Genomic DNA, 18560 nt, shown 5'->3' with positions numbered 1-18560 from the left:
CATACAATGTAAATAGTTAATCCAAAGGAGGAACTGAAATGAGTGACAACATTCGAAGAAATACGCCACTTTTCCCAATTGGAATTGTGATGCAGTTAACTGAGTTGTCGGCTCGCCAAATTCGCTACTATGAAGAACATGAATTAGTTGCACCAGTAAGAACAGAGGGAAATCGACGACTATTCTCATTTAACGATGTTGATAAGCTGCTTGAAATCCGCGATCTGATTGAACAAGGTGTAAACTTAGCAGGTGTGAAACAGCTGTTTCATCTTCAAAAGGAGCAAAAAGGGCATAAGCAAGAAGAAAAAGTTGTGGCAGAAACATCAAAGCCAGAATTAACGGACGATGAATTGCGAAAAATGCTTCGTGCAGAACTTATGCAAGCAGGCCGTTTTAATCGAGCAACTTTAAATCAAGGAGATATGTCCAGGTTCTTTCATTAATAAAGTTATCAATGTTTATACCGTTCGTATATGAGGGGTATAGATTATAAATATTATATAGAGATTTAGGGGAGGATCACACGATGGCAAAGTACACAAAAGAAGATATTTTCCGCAAAGTTCAAGAAGAGAATGTAAAATATATTCGTCTTCAGTTCACTGACATTTTAGGAACAATTAAAAACGTTGAAATTCCAGTAAGTCAATTAGAAAAAGCGTTAGACAACAAAATGATGTTTGACGGTTCTTCTATTGAAGGTTTTGTACGTATTGAAGAATCAGATATGTACCTATTCCCGGACATTGATACATTTGTTATTTTCCCTTGGACATCTGAAAAAGGTAAAGTAGCACGCTTTATTTGTGACATTTACAATGCAGATAGAACTCCGTTTGATGGCGATCCACGTAATAACTTAAAACGTGTGTTAAAAGAGATGGAAGAGTTAGGATTTACTGATTTTAACCTTGGACCTGAGCCAGAGTTCTTCTTATTCAAATTAGACGAAAAAGGCGAACCTACATTAGAACTAAATGATAAAGGTGGCTACTTCGACTTAGCACCAACTGATCTTGGTGAAAACTGCCGTCGTGACATCGTACTAGAGCTTGAAGAAATGGGCTTTGAAATTGAAGCATCTCACCATGAGGTAGCTCCTGGACAACATGAGATTGACTTCAAATATGCTTCTGCATTAAAAGCTTGTGATGATATCCAAACGTTCAAACTTGTTGTAAAAACAATTGCACGTAAACATGGCTTACATGCTACATTTATGCCAAAACCATTATTTGGTGTGAACGGTTCAGGCATGCACTGTAACGTTTCATTATTTAAAGATGGTCAAAACGCATTTTATGATGAAAACGGTAATTTAGAGCTAAGTGATACTGCTCGTCAATTTATCGCAGGTATTATCAAGCACGCACACAGCTTTACAGCAGTAACAAATCCTACTGTAAACTCTTATAAGCGTCTAGTTCCTGGATATGAGGCTCCTTGTTATGTTGCATGGTCTGCTCGCAATCGTAGCCCATTAATCCGTATCCCAGCTTCTCGCGGCGTAGGAACTCGTGTTGAGGTACGTAGCGTAGACCCAGCTGCTAACCCATATTTAGCAATGGCTGTTCTATTAAAAGCTGGTTTAGATGGAATCAAGAACAACCTTGAAGCTCCAAAACCTATCGACCGTAATATCTATGTAATGACAAAAGAAGAGCGTGTTGAAGAAGGTATCGTAGATTTACCTGCAACATTAGCTCAAGCTTTAGATAGCTTCCAAGCAAACGAAGTTATGGTTTCTGCATTAGGTGAACACTTAGCAGAGCACTTCGTTGAAGCGAAAGAAATCGAGTGGGATATGTTCCGTACACAAGTTCATCCTTGGGAACGTGACCAATACATGAGCCAATATTAATAAGCAAATCCCTTGATACCATTGGTATCAAGGGATTTTTTTATTTTGGTCATAAGTCTTAAAAAATTCTTGTTTAAAATTCATGACCAAAATTTGATCAAAAAAATTCTAGTTATCTAAAATGCGAGAAATATGTTCTTCAAACGAAGAAATTGAGTCCTGATTAATTTTTTTGCTAATATGCGAATACACATCAGAAGTAATTGAGATACTTCCGTGACCTAGTCGTTCTTGAATGTATTTCATACTTGCTCCCGATTCAAGCATTAGCACTGCGTGGGTATGTCGCAAGGAATGGATACTCAATTTAGGTAAATTTGCTTTTTTAAGGATACGAGAAAATGAATTGAATAAAGTAGATTTTGGTAAAAAATTTCCATCTCTTCTACAAAACACTAAATTTAAGTCATGCTTATATGCTTCACCTAGAATTTTCTTATCATCGTCTTGCAGTTGCTAATGATGAATTTGAAGAGGAAAAACGTAAGCTAGAGGCTGAATTAAAAGCACTCCATGAAGAATTGAAAGCCGGAAAGGAGTGACTACATAATAGCGTTTCTAAAAAAAACGGTTGATCAGCGTTGTAACTATTTAGTAACCGAGCTCACACGCTCTGGATATTTCAAAAATCCCTCTAGAAAGCAGCTATAAGAATTAACGTTAAGTGAACTTGAAGAAATCTATAAATCTCAAAAACAAGAATAATATGAAACGAGGAAAGAAAGAGATAAATTTAATTATCTCTTCCCATCAATTTAATTCGCTTCTCTAGAAAAAATGATTTCAAAATATGCGGCAGTACCATACGAAGCAATTCCAGGAGCAAATATCTGAACTAATTCCCATCCATCCTTTGCAGCCTCATGAATAATCTCATGGTAATCCTCTTTAGGATCACGCGAGAAGGATTTTAGTTCAATTTTTTCAAAACGATATTCTTTCATATTCTAGATCCCCCTTTTCTAATAACTACGGTTAAAATTGGGAAATGTTTCAAAAGATGATGAATTTGGCTCTTTTAATTGGAGGGAAAAACGTGAAATACAAGGAAGCACAGGCTAAGTTGCAAAAAGTATTTGATCATCAACAAACAGTTAGTGTTCCAAAGTTAAAGCGACTGTTCCAATCATTAAATATATCGGTGAAGAAGTCATTAGGGAATTCAAACAGAGAAGTATCGTATCTGAAAGGTGAAATATCTAAATTAGAAAAGGAAAATAAGCGATTAAGAGAGGGGGGAGGAAACCCTGCGATAACCATTATGTATGAGGAAATGGTTTGCAAGGTAAGAGATCATTAGAAGACAAAAGGTTTCGACATCCCCTTTGTTATAAGTTGGTAATTGTAATGTATATTAAACCTACTACAATATATAAAACCATGAAACTTATAAAACATCCAAATGATCGTTTATTCTTAGTTCGTCTATTCATTATGTTACTCCTTGTGCTATGTACTAAAGACTACATTATATACAAATATATGAAATTATTGCAAAAAAATTAAAGGATTATCTTATTGATCCATTAAAGTAATATATTTGAATTTTATAATAAGAAAAAGATTATCGCGGTAGCTCATTTTGAATAGAATGAGGTAAATCATCAGCATTAAGAAAACAGCTATTGAGGAGGATATAACAATGGAAATCATGGTTGGTCAAAATTATAAAATTACATCGGATGCACTTAACATCATCTTAAACAAAAGATATTTTAAAAAAGATAAGGAAGGCGATGTCACAACAGATGATGCATTTAAGCAAGTTGGTTATTATAACAATCTTCATTCAGCGCTTAACGCTCTCATAGAGAAAGAAATCAAGGGTAGTGATGCAATTAGTCTTGACGAGTTGAAAAAACATGTAGAAGACGTGAAAGAGCAGATATTTATTGCTTTGAAGTCGATTCAGCCAATTAAATAAAAAGATAGCTCTTATTGAAAAAAAGAGCTACCCATAAAATAAATTATTGTTTTTTGAGATTATTAAAATAATTTTCTATTTCCTGTAAAGATGGGACTGTTTTGTAATAAAAAGTGTTATCTTCATACGTTAGTTCAAATTCAGGCCAAGGAATAGCCTCATATACTTCACACATGGAATTTCTAGAACCGGCTAATTTAAATTTAGCTCTATCAGGGTGGGTGACAGCTATATAAGCTAGTCCACTTTTACGACTTAAAGTTTGGAAAACAGAATATTTCCCTTGAGTTCCTAAGGTAGCTAAGTTAGCAGGATAGTAGACAACGTCATTACAAGGTGTGGGTAAAGCAATTAAGTCTTTAACTGAAGCAGATGGAGTTAAACCTTCCGTTACTATTACCATTATCATCACCTCTTCTATATTAGATAGACTAATTATTACTCAAAATGGTGAGTTTTACAAACTAAATAATTAATTTGTAAGGATTTTAATGAGAAAAGAACAGAGCTTCTCTCGGCACCGCTAAGAATGAGGCAGAGAAATATTGACCATAATGAAGAGTGATTTAGTTATTTAGGAGATGAAAAGATGATCTATATTTATAACTGTTACGGAGGCACACATTCATCAGCATTGGCAGCTGCTTACCATCTAAAAAAGCTACCTCTTGATAGAGAACCAACTGATAAAGAAATTTTAAACATTGATGTTTTTAATAAATTGACTCCTAAAGATATGGGGAAGTTAATTTTTCATGGATATGATGAAGACAAAAATGAAGTATACACATTAGGAAGAGGGTCTTCAAAAGTAGTGGTTCCTGCTATGTATGACTTAGCCGATCTGCTAAATAAAAAAGGAGAGTTACAAACAAAAATACTTTTCTCCAATACGTCTCCCACCGTACCTTTAGCTATGACACTAGGAGGTCTCTTTTCAAGAAGGTTAAAAATTAATGTGATCGGTGTTCCTTTACTGATAGTAGGTGCTATACAGGCACATAAAGACATTATTAAATTAGTTGAACAAACAAAGAATTCTGCAAAAGTTACTGCTTCAAAAATAGAAATTTTAGATAATGGTTTCAGCAAATAATAAAAAATGTTTTGGTAATAAAAAAGGCAAAAACTATTTAGCTTTTTGCCTCATGAAAATATTACTAAAAAGGAAGTGGTATTCAAAAATTAGGCTATCGCAAAATAAGTATATGAAAAATTCAAATTAGTTGCCCCTTTATCACTTAAAGATTTCTCTTAATCAATTTAATAGAAGGGAAGAATTTAATGTAACAGTTTAGTGGAAATAAAAAAAGAAGAAATAAAAAAGATGCCCTGCCGAGAGCATCTTGTCATGGGAAAAGGTCTTCTATAAACCTTATGGTGATTGTCCCCATTTAGAACATAAAAAAGCGCCCAGCTAAGAGCGTCAAGGTTTCAAGTGATGAAACAACGGGTCTATAAAGGATATTAGCAATATGTACAGCTTAGAACATAAAAAACAGACGCTCAATCAAGAGCATCCGAAGGTGAATTACATGGATTACTAATATATTGTGAATATAAAATTTTTAGAATATAAAAAGATGCCCATTTAAGAGCATCCTTAAAGGAAAAAACAATATAGTAGAAGGTAATTTTATTATATTTTATTTTTTTTAAAAAGACCAAGATTTCTCTTGATCACCCTACTTATATTTTAACACAGGAGGGATCCAAAGGTGGGAAACCAATTATCATTTATGCTTCCTGAAATAGACAGAAAAGAGACGCAACAAGCAGTAGAAGATGCTTTAGAAAAATATAGATTACTTAAGTATTTATCTTTTGAAGAAAGAGAAGCGTCCATCACTGCTAGTCTTGAAATTCGTTATCATGGTCCGACTAATCAAACTAGTGACCAAACAGGTTCCATTGTAGCTTATAATGTGGACCAGGAAAAGCTGAGAAAGGATTTCTGCTTTCGTGTGGAAAGAGCTGTGAGTCGTTTACCTAAGATGGAAAGGTTCTTAATCGAAGAAAGATACATGTCCTTAGAAACGGAATATTTAACAGATTACAACGTGTACAGTTTTAAGTTTCAACCACCTATTTCTGAAAAAACATACTCAAAGATTAGATGGAAGGCTTTTTATAAACTAGCTCTCAATCTAAGCTTAGTTGTTCTCAAAAATTCATAACAGGAAAAATAATCCAAAAACTTTCCTAAAATAAATCGAAAAAAACTCGAAAATAAGTCGTGGTACTTGTTTTAATACATGATAAATTTATATTATCAAGAAAATATCAAAGAGAGAGCGTTCCTGAGTCATAGGAGCGCTTTTGTTATGTCTGAATGTTATATATTTAAACTTATTTAAAATGTCATATGAGTGAATTTGAGAGTTCAAAATTCATTAAGAAGGTGATTGCGATTAAAAATAAAAATCATCTTAACACAGACCAATTAAGACACCTAGAAAAGATGGGTAAGCGTAAAGAAAAGGTTAACTGGAAGGATATCATGGGAACGAACAGGCAGACATTGAAACGTGGCCGTGGTGGTGCTATGAAGAGGAATTAATTCTTAAGTACAGTTAGCAGCTATGCCTGATTTAGATAGAACAGTTCTAGATATTCAACTGGCAAGTTTTATATTAAAAAGAAAAAGCCTAAAGTATAGGAAATTTCACATTGGAGCATGCTATGAGTGGTCGGCTATCCCTTTGTCGACGAATCGTTTTCTCCTTTCAAGTTTAAGTAGGTAAAAAGCGCCCTCCTTTACGGGTGCCTTTTTCTATAAAAACGTGTATAAAATGCAAGAAAAGATAAATAATACTTATGAGCTGATCTATTCCCATCCACTCAAACTATCATCTGTCACACTTTTGATATTTCTTTTGCGAAATAGCACCTTCCCCTGTGAGGTGCTATTTTGTTTTGAAAAAATATGTTAATTTCCCTCTCTTATCCGATATAATTAGGACAGGGGGTGATTCTAGTGAAAATCTTGGTGAAGTTTAAAGACGGTATGGTAATAGAAGTACCGATTCAAGAGGAATCAGACTTTCTTGGACAAGGTAATCTGCTTGAATTAATCCAAAAAGGCAAAGAACTAAATAGCCCTATTCAATTTGGTGATTTAGAACGAAGATATAGCGATTTGTACTCTTACGAAATTATTTTGTGAAAAAAGAGCATCCTTTCGAGGGTGCTTTTTATGTTAAGTAAGGTATAAAATACTAAGAAAAGCAAAGACTATGAATGGTCGCTTTTGCTGACTACCAATTACTTTCATCTTCAAGTTTTACGTGGATAGCGCCTCTTCTGTGAGGTGCTATTTTATTTTGGAAAATCATTAATTGGCAAGATACTTAAACATACAATACACACTAATAAGAAAGCTATCACACCTTAATGAAAGTTCTTATTTACAAGTTATATCAAAATTTTTGAAACAAAGTAGGTGATTACGTGTTCTACTCTAATTTCTACACTCCTTTTTCCTTTACTTTCTATCTTTACTTCATGCCTTCTTTTGGACGTCCTACTGGATATATACTGAATTCTAGTGGTGAAGTTGACAGTTGGGGGGGAATTATCCATTGGGGCACCCTGCTAAGGCTCCAAAATTTGGGGTTGGGGGACAGACGCCTATTTCAGGACCTGCCATACCTTTCAGTTTCAGGGGTTACTATTAAAATAATTAACAGAAGGATACTAATTTATTAGTGTCTTTTTTTTTATCTATTTTGTCTATGTAATATATTCTTGTTGAAATATATTCCAAATAAAAACCTTAAAAGTATTCTTAGTATATACAAAAGAGACATGGGCTGGTGCATAGCTAATGTCTTTTTTGATACTAGACGGCTTAAAGTGTTTATTTAAATCAGCTGTATAAGTATTAAACTTTTAGAATTTTATTATTTTTTCAGACATAGGTATATGTCTATGCTTTATTACTGATTCTACATAGTCTAGACTATAACCTATTTGAAGGAGAGATAATATGAATAACATAAGACAAAGCTTTGATAGGCATGGAGGCATGGGAGGATCTCTGGGAGGATCTCCTGGTATGGGAGGATCTCCTGGTATGGGAGGATCTCCTGGTATGGGAGGAGCTCCTGGTATGGGTGGATTCCCTGGTATGGGTGGATTCCCTGGTATGGGAGGAGCTCCTGGTATGGGAGGAGCTCCTGGTATGGGTGGATTCCCTGGTATGGGAGGATTCCCTGGTATGGGAGGAGCTCCTGGTATGGGAGGAGCTCCTGGTATGGGTGGATTCCCTGGTATGGGTGGATTCCCTGGTATGGGTGGATTCCTTGGTATGGGTGGATCTCCTGGTATGGGTGGATTCCCTGGTATGGGTGGATTCCCTGGTATGGGTGGATTCCCTGGTATGGGTGGATTCCCTGGTATGGGTGGATCTCCTGGCATGGGTGGATCTCCTGGTATGGGTGGATTCCCTGGTATGGGTGGATCTCCTGGCATGGGTGGATCTCCTGGTATGGGTGGATTCCCTGGTATGGGCTAGGAGCTATAGTTGTTCCACAATAACTAAAAATAAAAGCGAACTCTCTTATTTCTATTAAGGGGGTGCGTTTTTATTATGAGAATAGTAATTTTGTTTTTATGAGTACTAACTATTTAAAACAGCCTATAAAAGCATACTTTTCAGAGCGGTTTATCTCTGTCTAAAACTTATGACTTTCTGAACGATATAAATTAAAGGATACTGATTCGTCGGTGTCTTTTTTATTCTGAATCAAAAATTTAAGTAAAACAATTATAAATAAAATTACTTAAATTGTTCATAATAAAGATACAAGCACTCGTGCTGGTGCGCTTGTACAAAAGTCACTTTCACATCATCGTGAAGTAGTAAATGCTCGTTTTAATGAGTAAACAAAAAACATCTACTACCATAAATATGATATCTATGTATGGTTGCGTGGATATCCTCCTTTCGAGCTGGAATGGATTTAGTATGTGCAGTAGATAAGTTTTTAAGCATCTTCGGGTGCTTTTTTTACTGCGATTTTTTACAGGGAATAATATACAGGTTTGACTTTAGTTGACTTTGTTAAGTTGATTTAAGTTGAACCTATTTTTGTGGAGGTGAACTATTCATGCCTATTCAGTTATTGAAAGATACTCATGCTAAGTTAAAAGCTTCTCGTGTGAAAAGGAAATATCGATGTAAGTTTAAGCCACATGGAATTAAAGCAGCTGATTGTCCAAAGCTTAATGATTCGATTGAGAAGTTCATTGGCCATAATCCTAAAGCATGTCCGGTTGAAGCATTAACATATGTGATAAGTATTAAAGATGAAGCTAAGAGGAAACATGCAGCATACTTCTTATTTGGTTCAACCCTTGAACATATCGAAGAGAAAAGCATTATTAGTTATTGTGATGAGTGTAAGGATGATAAGCAATGAACTTCTATAAGACTACAAGGTGGGAAAGCAAACGTGAGAAGATATTAAGACGTGATCAATACTTATGCCAAGAGTATAAACGATATGGTAAACGAATACCTGCAAACACCGTACAACATATGCATCCATTCAGAGAAAGACCAGACTTACGATTAACTAACTGGAATCTAATTAGCTTTTGCACAAAGTGTCACGGCAAGATGCACAATCGAGAAACTGATGAATTAACACCTTTGGGTGAACAATGGAGAGAAAAAGCTGTGCCCCCCACTTAAGTCAATTTAAAAATGATGCTTGGGGAACGGGAGGGGGAACCTTTTCCAATAGAGCCGTATTTTTAGAAAAAGGGGGTAACTGATAATGGCCTTGACATTGGAAGAAAAAGCTATTCGAAAAATCGTCAAAAAGACAGTAGAAAAAATGAAAGCTGTTGGCACATATCGCCCTCAGTTTGATTCGGCTATTCGTACATATTCGGAAATGAAATATGAAATGGATATCCTAACACAACATTTTTATGCTACTGGTTTTAAACGAACAGAGGAATATACAAATAAAGCTGGAGCAACAAATATCCGAAAGACTGCTGAATATCTTGCCCTAGAAAAATTACGTGATGATGTTGATAAACGTGAAAATAATTTAGGACTTACACCTGCTGGCTTGAAAAAGATTAATGACGAAATGAAAAATGGCCCAAAAAAGAAAGTTAGTGCCCTGGCAGCGGCCTTGAGTAGTTTAGAATGAAGCAGTTTAAAAATTATGAGTTAGTCATGGAATATGCAAACAGCATCATTGAAGGAAGAAAACTTGCTAATAAGGAACAGATCCAAGGCTGCCAAAGGTTCTTAAGGGATCTTGAAAATCCTAAATATGATTTTAATCCTAAAGATGCGGAGTTTGTTATTGGCATTATTGAAAAGACGTTCGTTCATGCTCAAGGTGAAATGCTCGATGGAACACCTTTAAGGGGCACGCCTTTTTTACTGGAAGCATTTCATAAATACCAGGTTTATAATCTTTTAGGGTTTTACCATAAAGGAACATCCGTGAGGCGCTTTAAAGAAGCGTTTATTTATATTCCGCGGAAAAATATTAAAACAAGTTTTGCAGCTTCTCTTGCCTGGGCTTTAGGTTTACTTAATCGAAAGAGTGGAAGTAAAGTCTACATTGTTGCAGCTGCATTAAAACAGTCATTAGAGAGTTTCAACTTCATCAACTTCAACCTCGGACAAATGGGGGAAAAAGAAAATTTTCGTGTTATTGATAATAACCAAGAACATTCTATTTCCGGTGATTTAGGAGACGGTTCTTTATATATTCAAGCACTGGCAGCTAATCCAGATAAGCAGGACTCTTTAAACTGTAATATTGCTATTGCCGATGAGCTTCATGCTTATAAAACGCCAAAACAATATAACATCATCAAAGAAGCTATGAAAGCTTATACCAACAAACTTATGATTGGTATTACAACAGCCGGTGATGATATGACAAGCTTCTGCTATCAGCGTCTACAGTACTGCAAAAAAATACTGGATGGCACTGTTAAGGATGAGGCTTATTTTGTGTTTATTGCAAAAGCTGATGAAGATGAAAAAGGGAATGTGGATTATACAAACCCTCTTGAACACCAAAAGGCTAATCCAGCTTATGGGGTGTCAATTCGTCCTGATGATATTATGAATGATGCACTTCAGGCACAGAATGATCCGCAACAGCGAAAAGATTTTCTAGCAAAGTCCCTTAATATTTATACGTCAGCTATGAAAGCTTACTTTAACCTTGATGAATTTAAAGCTTCAGACCGTAAATATAATTGGTCTCTTACTGATTTATTGAAATTGAATATTAATTGGTATGGGGCGCAGATTTATCGAAAATGCATGATTTAACGGCAGCTGCTTTGTATGGACATTACAAAGGTGTGGATATTGCTATCGTTCATGCGTGGTTCCCTATTGTAGCTGCAACAGCAAAAGCAGAAGAAGATAATATCCCGTTATTTGGTTGGAAAGATGACGGTTGGTTAGATATGTGTAATACAGCTACTGTTAACCATTCAGATATAGTTAATTGGTTTGTGAAAATGAAAAAGATGGGATTCAAAATAAAACAAGTTGGTTTTGACCGTAAATTTTCACGCGAATTCTTTGTAGAAATGAAGAAGAAAGGCTTTAAGATGTTTGATCAGCCACAATATTTCTATAAAAAATCTGAAGGTTTTAGACGTATTGAGAAAAAGGCTAAGGATGAAAAGTTTTATTATTTACATTCTCAGGCTTTTGAGTATTGCGTTCAAAACGTAGCAGCTGTTGAAAAAACGGATGATATGATCCAGTACGAAAAAGTAATGAATGAACACCGGATTGATATTTTCGATGCTGCTGTATTTGCTTCTATTCGTATGCTAGAAAATATTGAACGGTCTAATGATGTAAGTCAATGGTTGAAAGGAGGGAAATAAAATGGCTTTTTGGAATCGTAGAAAAAGCAAAGTACGCTCAGATACAAAATCGCCTGTCGGTTTATTTATGGCTGGCGAAGATACATCGATTCTTGTTCCGGGCTATACAAGGTTATCTGATAATCCAGAAGTAAAGATGGCGATTCATAAAATTGCCGAACTAATCAGCTCTATGACTATTCATCTTATGAAAAATACAGATGATGGAGATATAAGAGTACGTAATGAATTATCATGAAAGATTGATATTAACCCTTATAACCTTATGACGCGAAAAGATTGGATCTATAATCTTGTCTATACCATGTTTTTAGATGGACGAGGTAACAGCGTTATTTATCCGAAAATATCAAATGGATTAATTGAGGATCTAGTACCCTTAAAGCCTTCAGGTGTAAGCTTCGTGGAAACGAAAGATGCTTATCAAGTTTTATATCAAGGCGAGGCTTATGATTCTGATGAAGTTTTACATTTTACGATTAATCCAGATCCTGAAACTCCATATCTAGGACAAGGGTTCCAAGTCGTTTTAAAGGACATTGTAAACAATTTAAAGCAAGCGTCAAAAACGAAAAATAGCTTTATGTCCGATAAATGGAAACCTTCTATTATCGTAGCGGTTGATGCTATGACTGAAGAGTTAGCTAGTGAAGCTGGAAGAGATGAGATTTTAAAGAAGTACATTTCTGAAACTGGCGGAGGAAAGCCCTGGGTTATTCCTGCTGATCTAGTAAAAGTGGAACAAGTAAAGCCATTATCGTTAAATGATTTAGCTATTAACGATGCAATACAAATCGATAAGCGAACAGTAGCAGGTATCTTTGGAGCACCTGCTTTTCTTGTGGGTATCGGCAATTTTAATAAAGACGAATATAACAATTTTATTAATTCTACTTTGCTGCCCATTGCAAAAGGCATTGAGCAGGAACTTACACGAAAGCTTCTTTATGCACCTGATTTATATTTCAAGTTTAACCCACGTTCACTATACGCCTATGATCTAAAAGAATTAGCGCAGGTTGGCGGTGATATGTATGTGCGCGGCATAATGCCAGGTAATGAAGCAAGGGACTGGCTTGGATTATCTCCACTGGAAGGACTAAATGAGCGTGTTATTTTAGAGAACTATATTCCAGCGGGAATGATTGGGGATCAAAAGAAACTGAAGGGTGGTGATGGAGGTGAGTAGAGATAATCGACAAACTAGAAGCTTATTAGCTGAATTAAAGACCAGGGTAGAACCTGAAACAGAGGATATGTTTATTGAAGGTTATTTTGCTGTTTTTAATCAAGCAACCGAATTATGGCCAGGAGCTTTTGAAGAACTTGCGCCAGGTGCTTTTAATCAAACTCTGTCTAATGATATTCGCGCATTGATCAACCATGAAACCACACTTGTTCTTGGAAGAAACAAATCAGGAACGCTTGAGCTTAAAGTCGATTCACGCGGGCTTTGGGGCAAAGTGAAAATTAACCCTAATTTGGTATGATAAAGACGCCAAACGTTATCGGAGAGAAGATACAGGGCAGTTTACTCGTGATCCGAATCGTGTGGATAAGGTGGAGCAGAAGCCGGTTGAGTCGGTTAAAGCAAGGGAAGAAGGTCTAGGAGTAGAGGAAACTAAGGGGCAGTTGACTACGGGTAATAGGGATGCTGAAGTGCCACCAGCCTTTAGACAAACTGAATTTGCTAGTTCGTATGAAGCAAGACTTAAACAGACACCTGCACCGATTAATCCAAAGGTTGAATTTGAAGGAATCAGAGGAGAATCTTTATGTACGCTTAAACAACCACCAGATTCCAAATTAAAACGTATATTGGATGAGGCTGGTATTGAAGGAATCCAATATAAAAATGGAGTTCCTGATTTTTCACCAGTATCAAAAGCACAAGTTGAAATCAACTATATGCTTGGAGGAAAAGCTAGGGTATATAATTTTGCTCAAGCGGATCAAAAATTAGCAGATCAGCTTAATAATTCATCTGAACTAGCTCGGAAATTTGGAATGGAACCTGGTGGGATTACTGCTAAAGACATAGACAAGTATCGTACAAAGAATAAATTAACATGGCATGAAGTAAATGATGTCAAGATAATACAACTTGTACCAACAGAGATAAACAAAAAATTTGGGCATCTTGGTGGGGTAGGAGAGATAAACGCAGGGGCGTTTGAACCTAAAGGATTTGCTAAGAAATAAAAAGGAGAATTAAAATGAAAATAAATGATCCGGTTTTTGGTAAAATCGAATATGATTTTGTGTGGTCTAAGGATACTACCATTAATTTTTTGGGAAATGAAGTCGAAATAGCATTGATGGTGAAAGGTGATGAGACTGGTCAGTTTGATGAAGAACAATATGTAGCATACACCTCACTTATGCAAAATTGGGAACACCTACAACAAAGTTTTTTGCAACCAATTTTAGACTATTACAAACAAGAGCGACATGAATTAGGTTATGATATTGAGGTAAATGAAAATTATCCATTAGTTGAAACAACTGATCAAATACTAGAAATGATAAGTTTAGATGGAATTGTTGTTCCATATGCAGATATTTTTGAGGGTCGAGATATTGGAATTACATTTAATTGTACATGGGATATAGAAAACGGATTAGGGCTGCGTCTATTAAATGAAAAAGTAGATGAAGTAGGCTATCAAGATGTTGCAATCTAAGCAGAACTATTTGCTAGGAATATGCATAAAATAAAAGAGTATAAATGATTGGTTTATTTTAGAAATTAATGAAAAAAACAGTGGAGATAGATACTAGAAATCTCTGCTGTTTTTTTATATACAAATAGAAAATTAATATTGAAGGTTATTTTTATTGTACATGCTACTTAATTGATCTGAAAATGTATATTAGATTAGTATAAAATGGGAAACTATCAGCATGAGTTATGCAAAAATAATATTTGTTCCATTTAATACTATTCAAACAAAAGATGTGGATGGTATATTCAAGTATCTGACGCCTCAAAAGCCTGTAAATGTATCAAAAGCTCTCTAAAAAGTCTTGGTCAAAATAAAGCTTGTCCATAAGGTTATTTACAATACCGTTAATAGGGGCTTTTTTATTAAATTTCCTTAAAGCCTAATATTTTAACATTGTCACTTACTGTCCCCTCTTTTTTAGCTGCTTCCATTTCGGCTTCCTTCACAAGTTCTTCTTCGTGTGCTAATAATTCACCTTTAAGCATAACACTTCCTTGAGAGCTAACTCCATTGACTATTTTTGCGTAATCTACACGGACGTATGCCATATTCATCCCTCCAGCCTTTAATATATAAAACTACTATTTCCCGCTCTTTTGCGAAATACCTTCTTTTATCTGTTTTTTAATGTCAATGTCTACATAACTGTATTTTTGGCAATATAAATAAGGCAATAAGAATGTGAGGGATCCATAATGGAAAAATTAGAAGATAAGTACGCGAATATTGATTTGAACAAAATTTATGAATACAAAGACTGACCAGATAAAATTGCTGGCCGGTGTGACAACTGCGGCAGTGTTAAATTCAAAAGCAGCGTAGGTGGGGGCAAGTTTTTACGCGAATGTACGAGTTGTGGAATGAAGAAGAATATTTAATAAAAAAGCTACGAAATTTTTTTCTGTTTGAAGAGTATTTCCTATTTTTATTGAATCGGGATATTCACCCAAGAAAGTATATGGGTAAATGCATATGCTTTATTTGAATAAAAAATAAATGGAGGTTACTCTAAATGAATTCAGAAGTACAACTTTTACCCGAAGTAAATCCTCAAGAAATTTATGCAAGTGATGCAGATGAAAGAATTAGACCATTTGGGGGATTTGGCAGACCTTTTGGAGGTTTCGGCAGACCGTTTGGCTTTGGACGTCCATTCGGTTTCGGCAGACCGTTTTTCGGCAGACCGTTTTTCGGCAGACCGTTTTTTGGTAGACCCTTTTTCGGTGCACCATTTCTTACGGGATTAGCAGCTGGCTCATTACTTTATCCATATAGCTATGGTTACGGCTATCCATACTATTATGATCCATACTATTACGATCCGTATTATTCATATACAACTTATTATTATTAATTATTGTTGCTCTGTATATAAGATACAGAGCAAATCTACATAATAGGTATTTACATTTTTTAAGTTGTGAAATGAAGAAGAATATCTAAAAAAATAAACCCCCTACTCATTTGAGTGGGGGCTCTTTTTCATCCTCATTTTCTCTTTCGAATAAATCGTACACAGTACAATCTAACGATTTAGCTAACAATATAGCCTTATCAACTGTTAGGGGATATCTTCCTTGTCTCCGAGTTAAAAATTCTTTTGCTGAAATATCTAATTATTTCACGAGTTATTTTTTAAGCACACTATATCTCAAAAAACTCTTATCAGCATAAAAAATGACAAGTTTCTTCATTAATATAATTTATTATTAGTGTTGACCAAAATTCGGACCAAAATTTGACCAAAAAATATGTGAAAATAGGCGAAATGAGACGATATCTTAAGACTGGGTAACTCGGCAAAAAGTTGCTTTTATAAGGATTTTGAACATCAATGAAAATAAAAAATAAGAAAGTACTTGTTCCGTACACAAGTTCATCCTTGGGAACGTGACCAATACATGAGCCAATATTAATTTTTAAAAGGCTGAGAGAACGTTTATACGTTCTCTCGGCCTTTTTTATTCTTCAAAATGAATGACACTCTGCATACGTAAATTGAATATATAGCTTTTTTATAGTAAGTATAGCTGCCTGTCGTACAATTTACGGGAGGGTTTTTATTGTTTTGTTATACCCAGTAAAGAATTTATCTATATAAATCAAAAAGGATGAGCTTTTTGCCTCATTGAATCTATAAGTAAAAGTAGTGTATAACAGATAGAGAGATTGTTTATGTGTTCACTCTGCACTGTATTTCAGTATGACTTCAGAGAATTTTCAGCCAATCGTAGTATCGTTAGAAAATACTGTTGGAGAGGGATGTAATAAAAATGCAAGAAGGAAATTTCTTTAAAGGTTTAGTAATAGGGATACTGATAAGCATTCCTATTTGGATCATTTTAATTGCCATAGGTGTACAGATTTTTAAATAGCTACAAGCTTTTTTTATAATAAAATAGACAATACTTTCCTCTTGATGTATAATTTAATTGAAAATGATAATTATTATCATTATATCAACGAATCAACACTCTGCATATAGCTGTCACTCCTTGAGAGCTATTCCTATTCAGTATTCTGTTTATCAAGCAGAATAACCCGCTGCCATTGAGCAGCGGGTCTTTTTTTACTGATTTTTCACCGAGTAGGCTAGTATACGTAGCATTTTTTGCCTTCGTGCATATGTTAACAATAAGGAGGGACAAGTAATATGAAAAAAATCTATCTTGATGCAGGACATGGTGGGGCAGATGCGGGAGCCGTTGGCGCAAACGGACTGTATGAAAAAAACTTAGTTTTAAAAATTCAACAATATTTAATAAGCTATTTAAATAGCACTTACACTGGTTTTACGATTAAAACTACTCGTACTACAGATACTTTTTTATCGTTATCTCAGCGCGCTTCTCAAGCTAATTCATGGGGAGCAGATGCGTTTATGTCTATTCACGTAAATGCTGGTGGAGGAACAGGATACGAAGATTATGTTTATAGAAGCGCTAGCAATGCTAGTAAAACGTTTCAATCGATTGTACACGGCCAAGTACAGCCAACGCTGCTGTCATATAATCATCCGAATCGCGGTCGAAAATCAGCCAATTACGCGGTGCTTCGTTTAACAAGTATGCCCGCAGTACTCACTGAAATTGCATTTATTGATAACAGCGCAGACGCAGCACTTCTTCAAAATGAAGCTTTTTTAAAAAGAATGGGTGAATCGTATGCAAAAGGAATTGCTGTCTATTTAAATTTACCTCGTCGTTCAGTTCCAACACCATCACCAAATCCTTCGCCTTCTGAACCGGGTACAAAAACGTATACGATCAAGCAAGGAGATACGCTATATAGTATTGCACAGAAGTACGGTATAACAGTACAGGCGCTTCAAGAAGCGAATACAGGGTTGTCTGATCCGTTAACATTACAAGTGGGGAAAACGATTATTATTCCTTCAGGGACTTCACCAACTCCATCACCACCACCAACTCCACCTTCTGAACAATATCCACTTCCAAATGGAATTTTAAAACAAGGTGATTCTGGAGAAGCTGTGAAACAGCTTCAAAGAGCATTAAACGCGATTAATTTTAAAGTAGGGTCAGTAGACGGAATATATGGAGTTCAAACAAAAGATGCAGTAAGACGTTTTCAGCTTGTATATCTCCCTTATGATGTAGATGGCATTTATGGTCCTCAAACAAAAAACAAGCTAGCAGCCGTTCTAAAAGCAAAAAGTTAAGATGAAAAGGTCTTCTGTAAGCAGGCAGAAGGCCTTTTGTTTTCCCGTAAAAAGCGTCTTAAGCACTATTTTCTACTTTACGCAAAATAATGCTTTACAAACCATTTGTACGGGAGTATATTATCTAAGAACAAAGGATAGTTATGAAAGAAACATGTTATCAATCATACCCTTTAACCGAAAATTATATTGACCTGTTATCGCTTAATTCGTCAGAAGTGGGGGACCCAAATTTGTGCATTGTCACTTGGGGTGAATCCTTTTTAAAAGGTAGGGCTACTCTCATAGCCCGAATCCGACAGCTAACCCCATAAGCGTTTTGGAGAGGAGGTTTAAGCTGTGTAAAAACGCTGAGAACCCTTAGTGTTTTTTTTGTGCGCTTTTTTAATATAAAAAAGGTATTTTTTAGTAATGATATCACTTATTGGTAAACTTGTAACGGAGCTTAGCAACGAATAGTAATGCAGCTAAGCA

The 18560-nt window shown here is 35.4% G+C and carries 22 protein-coding genes, 3 pseudogenes and 1 riboswitch; of the genes and pseudogenes, 21 read left to right on the top strand and 4 right to left on the bottom strand.

Features of this window, described 5'->3' with window-relative positions:
- The first annotated feature begins 38 nt into the window (after window positions 1–38).
- Window positions 39–446: a MerR family transcriptional regulator gene (locus tag ACLHDF_RS04785; RefSeq protein WP_251390911.1), complete on the top strand. Its 408-nt coding sequence runs from the start codon at window positions 39–41 to the stop codon at window positions 444–446.
- Window positions 447–529: 83 nt separating this feature from the next.
- Window positions 530–1864 carry a type I glutamate--ammonia ligase gene (gene glnA / locus ACLHDF_RS04780; RefSeq protein ID WP_413917844.1) on the top strand — a complete coding sequence of 445 codons (1335 nt, stop codon included), beginning with the start codon at window positions 530–532 and terminating at the stop codon, window positions 1862–1864.
- Between the two features lie 108 nt (window positions 1865–1972).
- Here the strand turns inward: glnA and ACLHDF_RS04775 are convergent.
- A pseudogene (locus ACLHDF_RS04775) lies at window positions 1973–2284 on the bottom strand (tyrosine-type recombinase/integrase); the annotation flags it as partial.
- 335 nt (window positions 2285–2619) lie between these two features.
- Window positions 2620–2808 carry a DUF4177 domain-containing protein gene (locus ACLHDF_RS04770; protein ID WP_413917843.1) on the bottom strand — a complete coding sequence of 63 codons (189 nt, stop codon included), beginning with the start codon at window positions 2806–2808 and terminating at the stop codon, window positions 2620–2622.
- Between the two features lie 92 nt (window positions 2809–2900).
- Between ACLHDF_RS04770 and ACLHDF_RS04765 the strand changes: the two genes are divergently transcribed.
- Window positions 2901–3164 carry a hypothetical protein gene (locus tag ACLHDF_RS04765; RefSeq protein WP_413917842.1) on the top strand — a complete coding sequence of 88 codons (264 nt, stop codon included), beginning with the start codon at window positions 2901–2903 and terminating at the stop codon, window positions 3162–3164.
- 342 nt (window positions 3165–3506) lie between these two features.
- Window positions 3507–3788, top strand: coding sequence for a hypothetical protein (locus ACLHDF_RS04760; protein WP_413917841.1), 282 nt, complete (start codon window positions 3507–3509; stop codon window positions 3786–3788).
- A 43-nt stretch (window positions 3789–3831) separates the two neighbouring features.
- Here the strand turns inward: ACLHDF_RS04760 and ACLHDF_RS04755 are convergent, their stop codons facing one another.
- Entirely contained in the window at window positions 3832–4191 is a 360-nt protein-coding gene (locus ACLHDF_RS04755) for a hypothetical protein (protein WP_413917840.1), read from the bottom strand.
- 186 nt (window positions 4192–4377) lie between these two features.
- Between ACLHDF_RS04755 and ACLHDF_RS04750 the strand changes: the two genes are divergently transcribed.
- The 14 genes and pseudogenes from ACLHDF_RS04750 (at window position 4378) to ACLHDF_RS04685 (ending at window position 14362) form a co-directional block, all read left to right on the top strand.
- The gene (locus ACLHDF_RS04750; RefSeq protein WP_413917839.1) at window positions 4378–4884 is read left to right on the top strand and encodes a DUF3189 family protein; all 507 of its coding nucleotides are present in this window, start codon (window positions 4378–4380) and stop codon (window positions 4882–4884) included.
- Between the two features lie 643 nt (window positions 4885–5527).
- Window positions 5528–5965, top strand: coding sequence for an ArpU family phage packaging/lysis transcriptional regulator (locus ACLHDF_RS04745; protein WP_413918266.1), 438 nt, complete (start codon window positions 5528–5530; stop codon window positions 5963–5965).
- A 284-nt stretch (window positions 5966–6249) separates the two neighbouring features.
- Window positions 6250–6348 (top strand): hypothetical protein, encoded by a 99-nt coding sequence (locus ACLHDF_RS04740; protein WP_413918265.1) that lies wholly within the window; start codon window positions 6250–6252, stop codon window positions 6346–6348.
- 417 nt (window positions 6349–6765) lie between these two features.
- On the top strand, window positions 6766–6954 hold the full coding sequence (locus ACLHDF_RS04735; RefSeq protein WP_413917838.1) for a hypothetical protein: 189 nt from the start codon (window positions 6766–6768) through the stop codon (window positions 6952–6954).
- A gap of 822 nt (window positions 6955–7776) precedes the next feature.
- Window positions 7777–8304: a hypothetical protein gene (locus ACLHDF_RS04730; protein WP_413917837.1), complete on the top strand. Its 528-nt coding sequence runs from the start codon at window positions 7777–7779 to the stop codon at window positions 8302–8304.
- A 595-nt stretch (window positions 8305–8899) separates the two neighbouring features.
- Window positions 8900–9211: a hypothetical protein gene (locus ACLHDF_RS04725; protein WP_303532236.1), complete on the top strand. Its 312-nt coding sequence runs from the start codon at window positions 8900–8902 to the stop codon at window positions 9209–9211.
- Entirely contained in the window at window positions 9208–9486 is a 279-nt protein-coding gene (locus ACLHDF_RS04720; protein WP_413917836.1) for an HNH endonuclease, read from the top strand. Before ACLHDF_RS04725 ends, ACLHDF_RS04720 begins: the two co-directional genes overlap by 4 nt.
- Window positions 9487–9571: 85 nt before the next feature.
- Entirely contained in the window at window positions 9572–9958 is a 387-nt protein-coding gene (locus ACLHDF_RS04715; RefSeq protein ID WP_413917835.1) for a P27 family phage terminase small subunit, read from the top strand.
- Window positions 9955–11678: pseudogene (locus tag ACLHDF_RS04710) on the top strand (terminase large subunit). Before ACLHDF_RS04715 ends, ACLHDF_RS04710 begins: the two are co-directional and overlap by 4 nt.
- 1 nt (window position 11679) lies before the next feature.
- Window positions 11680–11916 (top strand): hypothetical protein, encoded by a 237-nt coding sequence (locus tag ACLHDF_RS04705; RefSeq protein WP_413917834.1) that lies wholly within the window; start codon window positions 11680–11682, stop codon window positions 11914–11916.
- A gap of 3 nt (window positions 11917–11919) precedes the next feature.
- Entirely contained in the window at window positions 11920–12867 is a 948-nt protein-coding gene (locus ACLHDF_RS04700; RefSeq protein WP_413918264.1) for a phage portal protein, read from the top strand.
- Complete coding sequence (locus tag ACLHDF_RS04695) at window positions 12860–13168, top strand: HK97 family phage prohead protease (RefSeq protein ID WP_413917833.1); 309 nt, start codon at window positions 12860–12862, stop codon at window positions 13166–13168. The genes ACLHDF_RS04700 and ACLHDF_RS04695 overlap by 8 nt, the downstream gene beginning before the upstream one ends.
- A gap of 142 nt (window positions 13169–13310) precedes the next feature.
- Window positions 13311–13880 (top strand): HNH endonuclease, encoded by a 570-nt coding sequence (locus ACLHDF_RS04690; RefSeq protein ID WP_413918263.1) that lies wholly within the window; start codon window positions 13311–13313, stop codon window positions 13878–13880.
- 14 nt (window positions 13881–13894) lie between these two features.
- Window positions 13895–14362 carry a DUF6985 domain-containing protein gene (locus ACLHDF_RS04685; RefSeq protein ID WP_413917832.1) on the top strand — a complete coding sequence of 156 codons (468 nt, stop codon included), beginning with the start codon at window positions 13895–13897 and terminating at the stop codon, window positions 14360–14362.
- Between the two features lie 404 nt (window positions 14363–14766).
- Here the strand turns inward: ACLHDF_RS04685 and ACLHDF_RS04680 are convergent, their stop codons facing one another.
- A complete protein-coding gene (locus ACLHDF_RS04680; protein WP_413917831.1) occupies window positions 14767–14952 on the bottom strand; it encodes a hypothetical protein in 186 nt (61 codons plus the stop codon).
- 147 nt (window positions 14953–15099) lie between these two features.
- Between ACLHDF_RS04680 and ACLHDF_RS04675 the strand changes: the two are divergent.
- From ACLHDF_RS04675 to ACLHDF_RS04665, 3 genes and pseudogenes are all read left to right on the top strand, one after another.
- Window positions 15100–15282 (top strand): annotated as a pseudogene (locus tag ACLHDF_RS04675) (hypothetical protein).
- A 134-nt stretch (window positions 15283–15416) separates the two neighbouring features.
- Window positions 15417–15758: a hypothetical protein gene (locus tag ACLHDF_RS04670; protein ID WP_413917830.1), complete on the top strand. Its 342-nt coding sequence runs from the start codon at window positions 15417–15419 to the stop codon at window positions 15756–15758.
- Between the two features lie 1299 nt (window positions 15759–17057).
- Window positions 17058–18086 carry an N-acetylmuramoyl-L-alanine amidase gene (locus ACLHDF_RS04665; protein WP_413917829.1) on the top strand — a complete coding sequence of 343 codons (1029 nt, stop codon included), beginning with the start codon at window positions 17058–17060 and terminating at the stop codon, window positions 18084–18086.
- Window positions 18087–18277: 191 nt separating this feature from the next.
- A riboswitch (cyclic di-AMP (ydaO/yuaA leader) is annotated at window positions 18278–18418 on the top strand.
- Window positions 18419–18560: the final 142 nt, after the last annotated feature.

Source organism: Priestia megaterium, assembly GCF_046599315.1.
GTDB classification, from domain to species: domain Bacteria; phylum Bacillota; class Bacilli; order Bacillales; family Bacillaceae_H; genus Priestia; species Priestia megaterium_F.
Note: the sequence above shows the minus strand (reverse complement) of the source record. Positions and strands in the feature narration are given on the sequence as shown.

What these genes read in the sequence shown, in the direction of transcription:
- ACLHDF_RS04785 (WP_251390911.1), top strand. Translation starts at nt 39, where the DNA reads ATGAGTGACAACATTCGAAGAAATACGCCACTTTTCCCAATTGGAATT.
- glnA (WP_413917844.1), top strand. Translation starts at nt 530, where the DNA reads ATGGCAAAGTACACAAAAGAAGATATTTTCCGCAAAGTTCAAGAAGAG.
- ACLHDF_RS04770 (WP_413917843.1), bottom strand. Translation starts at nt 2,808, where the DNA reads ATGAAAGAATATCGTTTTGAAAAAATTGAACTAAAATCCTTCTCGCGT.
- ACLHDF_RS04760 (WP_413917841.1), top strand. Translation starts at nt 3,507, where the DNA reads ATGGAAATCATGGTTGGTCAAAATTATAAAATTACATCGGATGCACTT.
- ACLHDF_RS04755 (WP_413917840.1), bottom strand. Translation starts at nt 4,191, where the DNA reads ATGGTAATAGTAACGGAAGGTTTAACTCCATCTGCTTCAGTTAAAGAC.
- ACLHDF_RS04750 (WP_413917839.1), top strand. Translation starts at nt 4,378, where the DNA reads ATGATCTATATTTATAACTGTTACGGAGGCACACATTCATCAGCATTG.
- ACLHDF_RS04745 (WP_413918266.1), top strand. Translation starts at nt 5,528, where the DNA reads ATGCTTCCTGAAATAGACAGAAAAGAGACGCAACAAGCAGTAGAAGAT.
- ACLHDF_RS04740 (WP_413918265.1), top strand. Translation starts at nt 6,250, where the DNA reads ATGGGTAAGCGTAAAGAAAAGGTTAACTGGAAGGATATCATGGGAACG.
- ACLHDF_RS04730 (WP_413917837.1), top strand. Translation starts at nt 7,777, where the DNA reads ATGAATAACATAAGACAAAGCTTTGATAGGCATGGAGGCATGGGAGGA.
- ACLHDF_RS04725 (WP_303532236.1), top strand. Translation starts at nt 8,900, where the DNA reads ATGCCTATTCAGTTATTGAAAGATACTCATGCTAAGTTAAAAGCTTCT.
- ACLHDF_RS04720 (WP_413917836.1), top strand. Translation starts at nt 9,208, where the DNA reads ATGAACTTCTATAAGACTACAAGGTGGGAAAGCAAACGTGAGAAGATA.
- ACLHDF_RS04715 (WP_413917835.1), top strand. Translation starts at nt 9,572, where the DNA reads ATGGCCTTGACATTGGAAGAAAAAGCTATTCGAAAAATCGTCAAAAAG.
- ACLHDF_RS04705 (WP_413917834.1), top strand. Translation starts at nt 11,680, where the DNA reads ATGGCTTTTTGGAATCGTAGAAAAAGCAAAGTACGCTCAGATACAAAA.
- ACLHDF_RS04685 (WP_413917832.1), top strand. Translation starts at nt 13,895, where the DNA reads ATGAAAATAAATGATCCGGTTTTTGGTAAAATCGAATATGATTTTGTG.
- ACLHDF_RS04680 (WP_413917831.1), bottom strand. Translation starts at nt 14,952, where the DNA reads ATGGCATACGTCCGTGTAGATTACGCAAAAATAGTCAATGGAGTTAGC.
- ACLHDF_RS04670 (WP_413917830.1), top strand. Translation starts at nt 15,417, where the DNA reads ATGAATTCAGAAGTACAACTTTTACCCGAAGTAAATCCTCAAGAAATT.
- ACLHDF_RS04665 (WP_413917829.1), top strand. Translation starts at nt 17,058, where the DNA reads ATGAAAAAAATCTATCTTGATGCAGGACATGGTGGGGCAGATGCGGGA.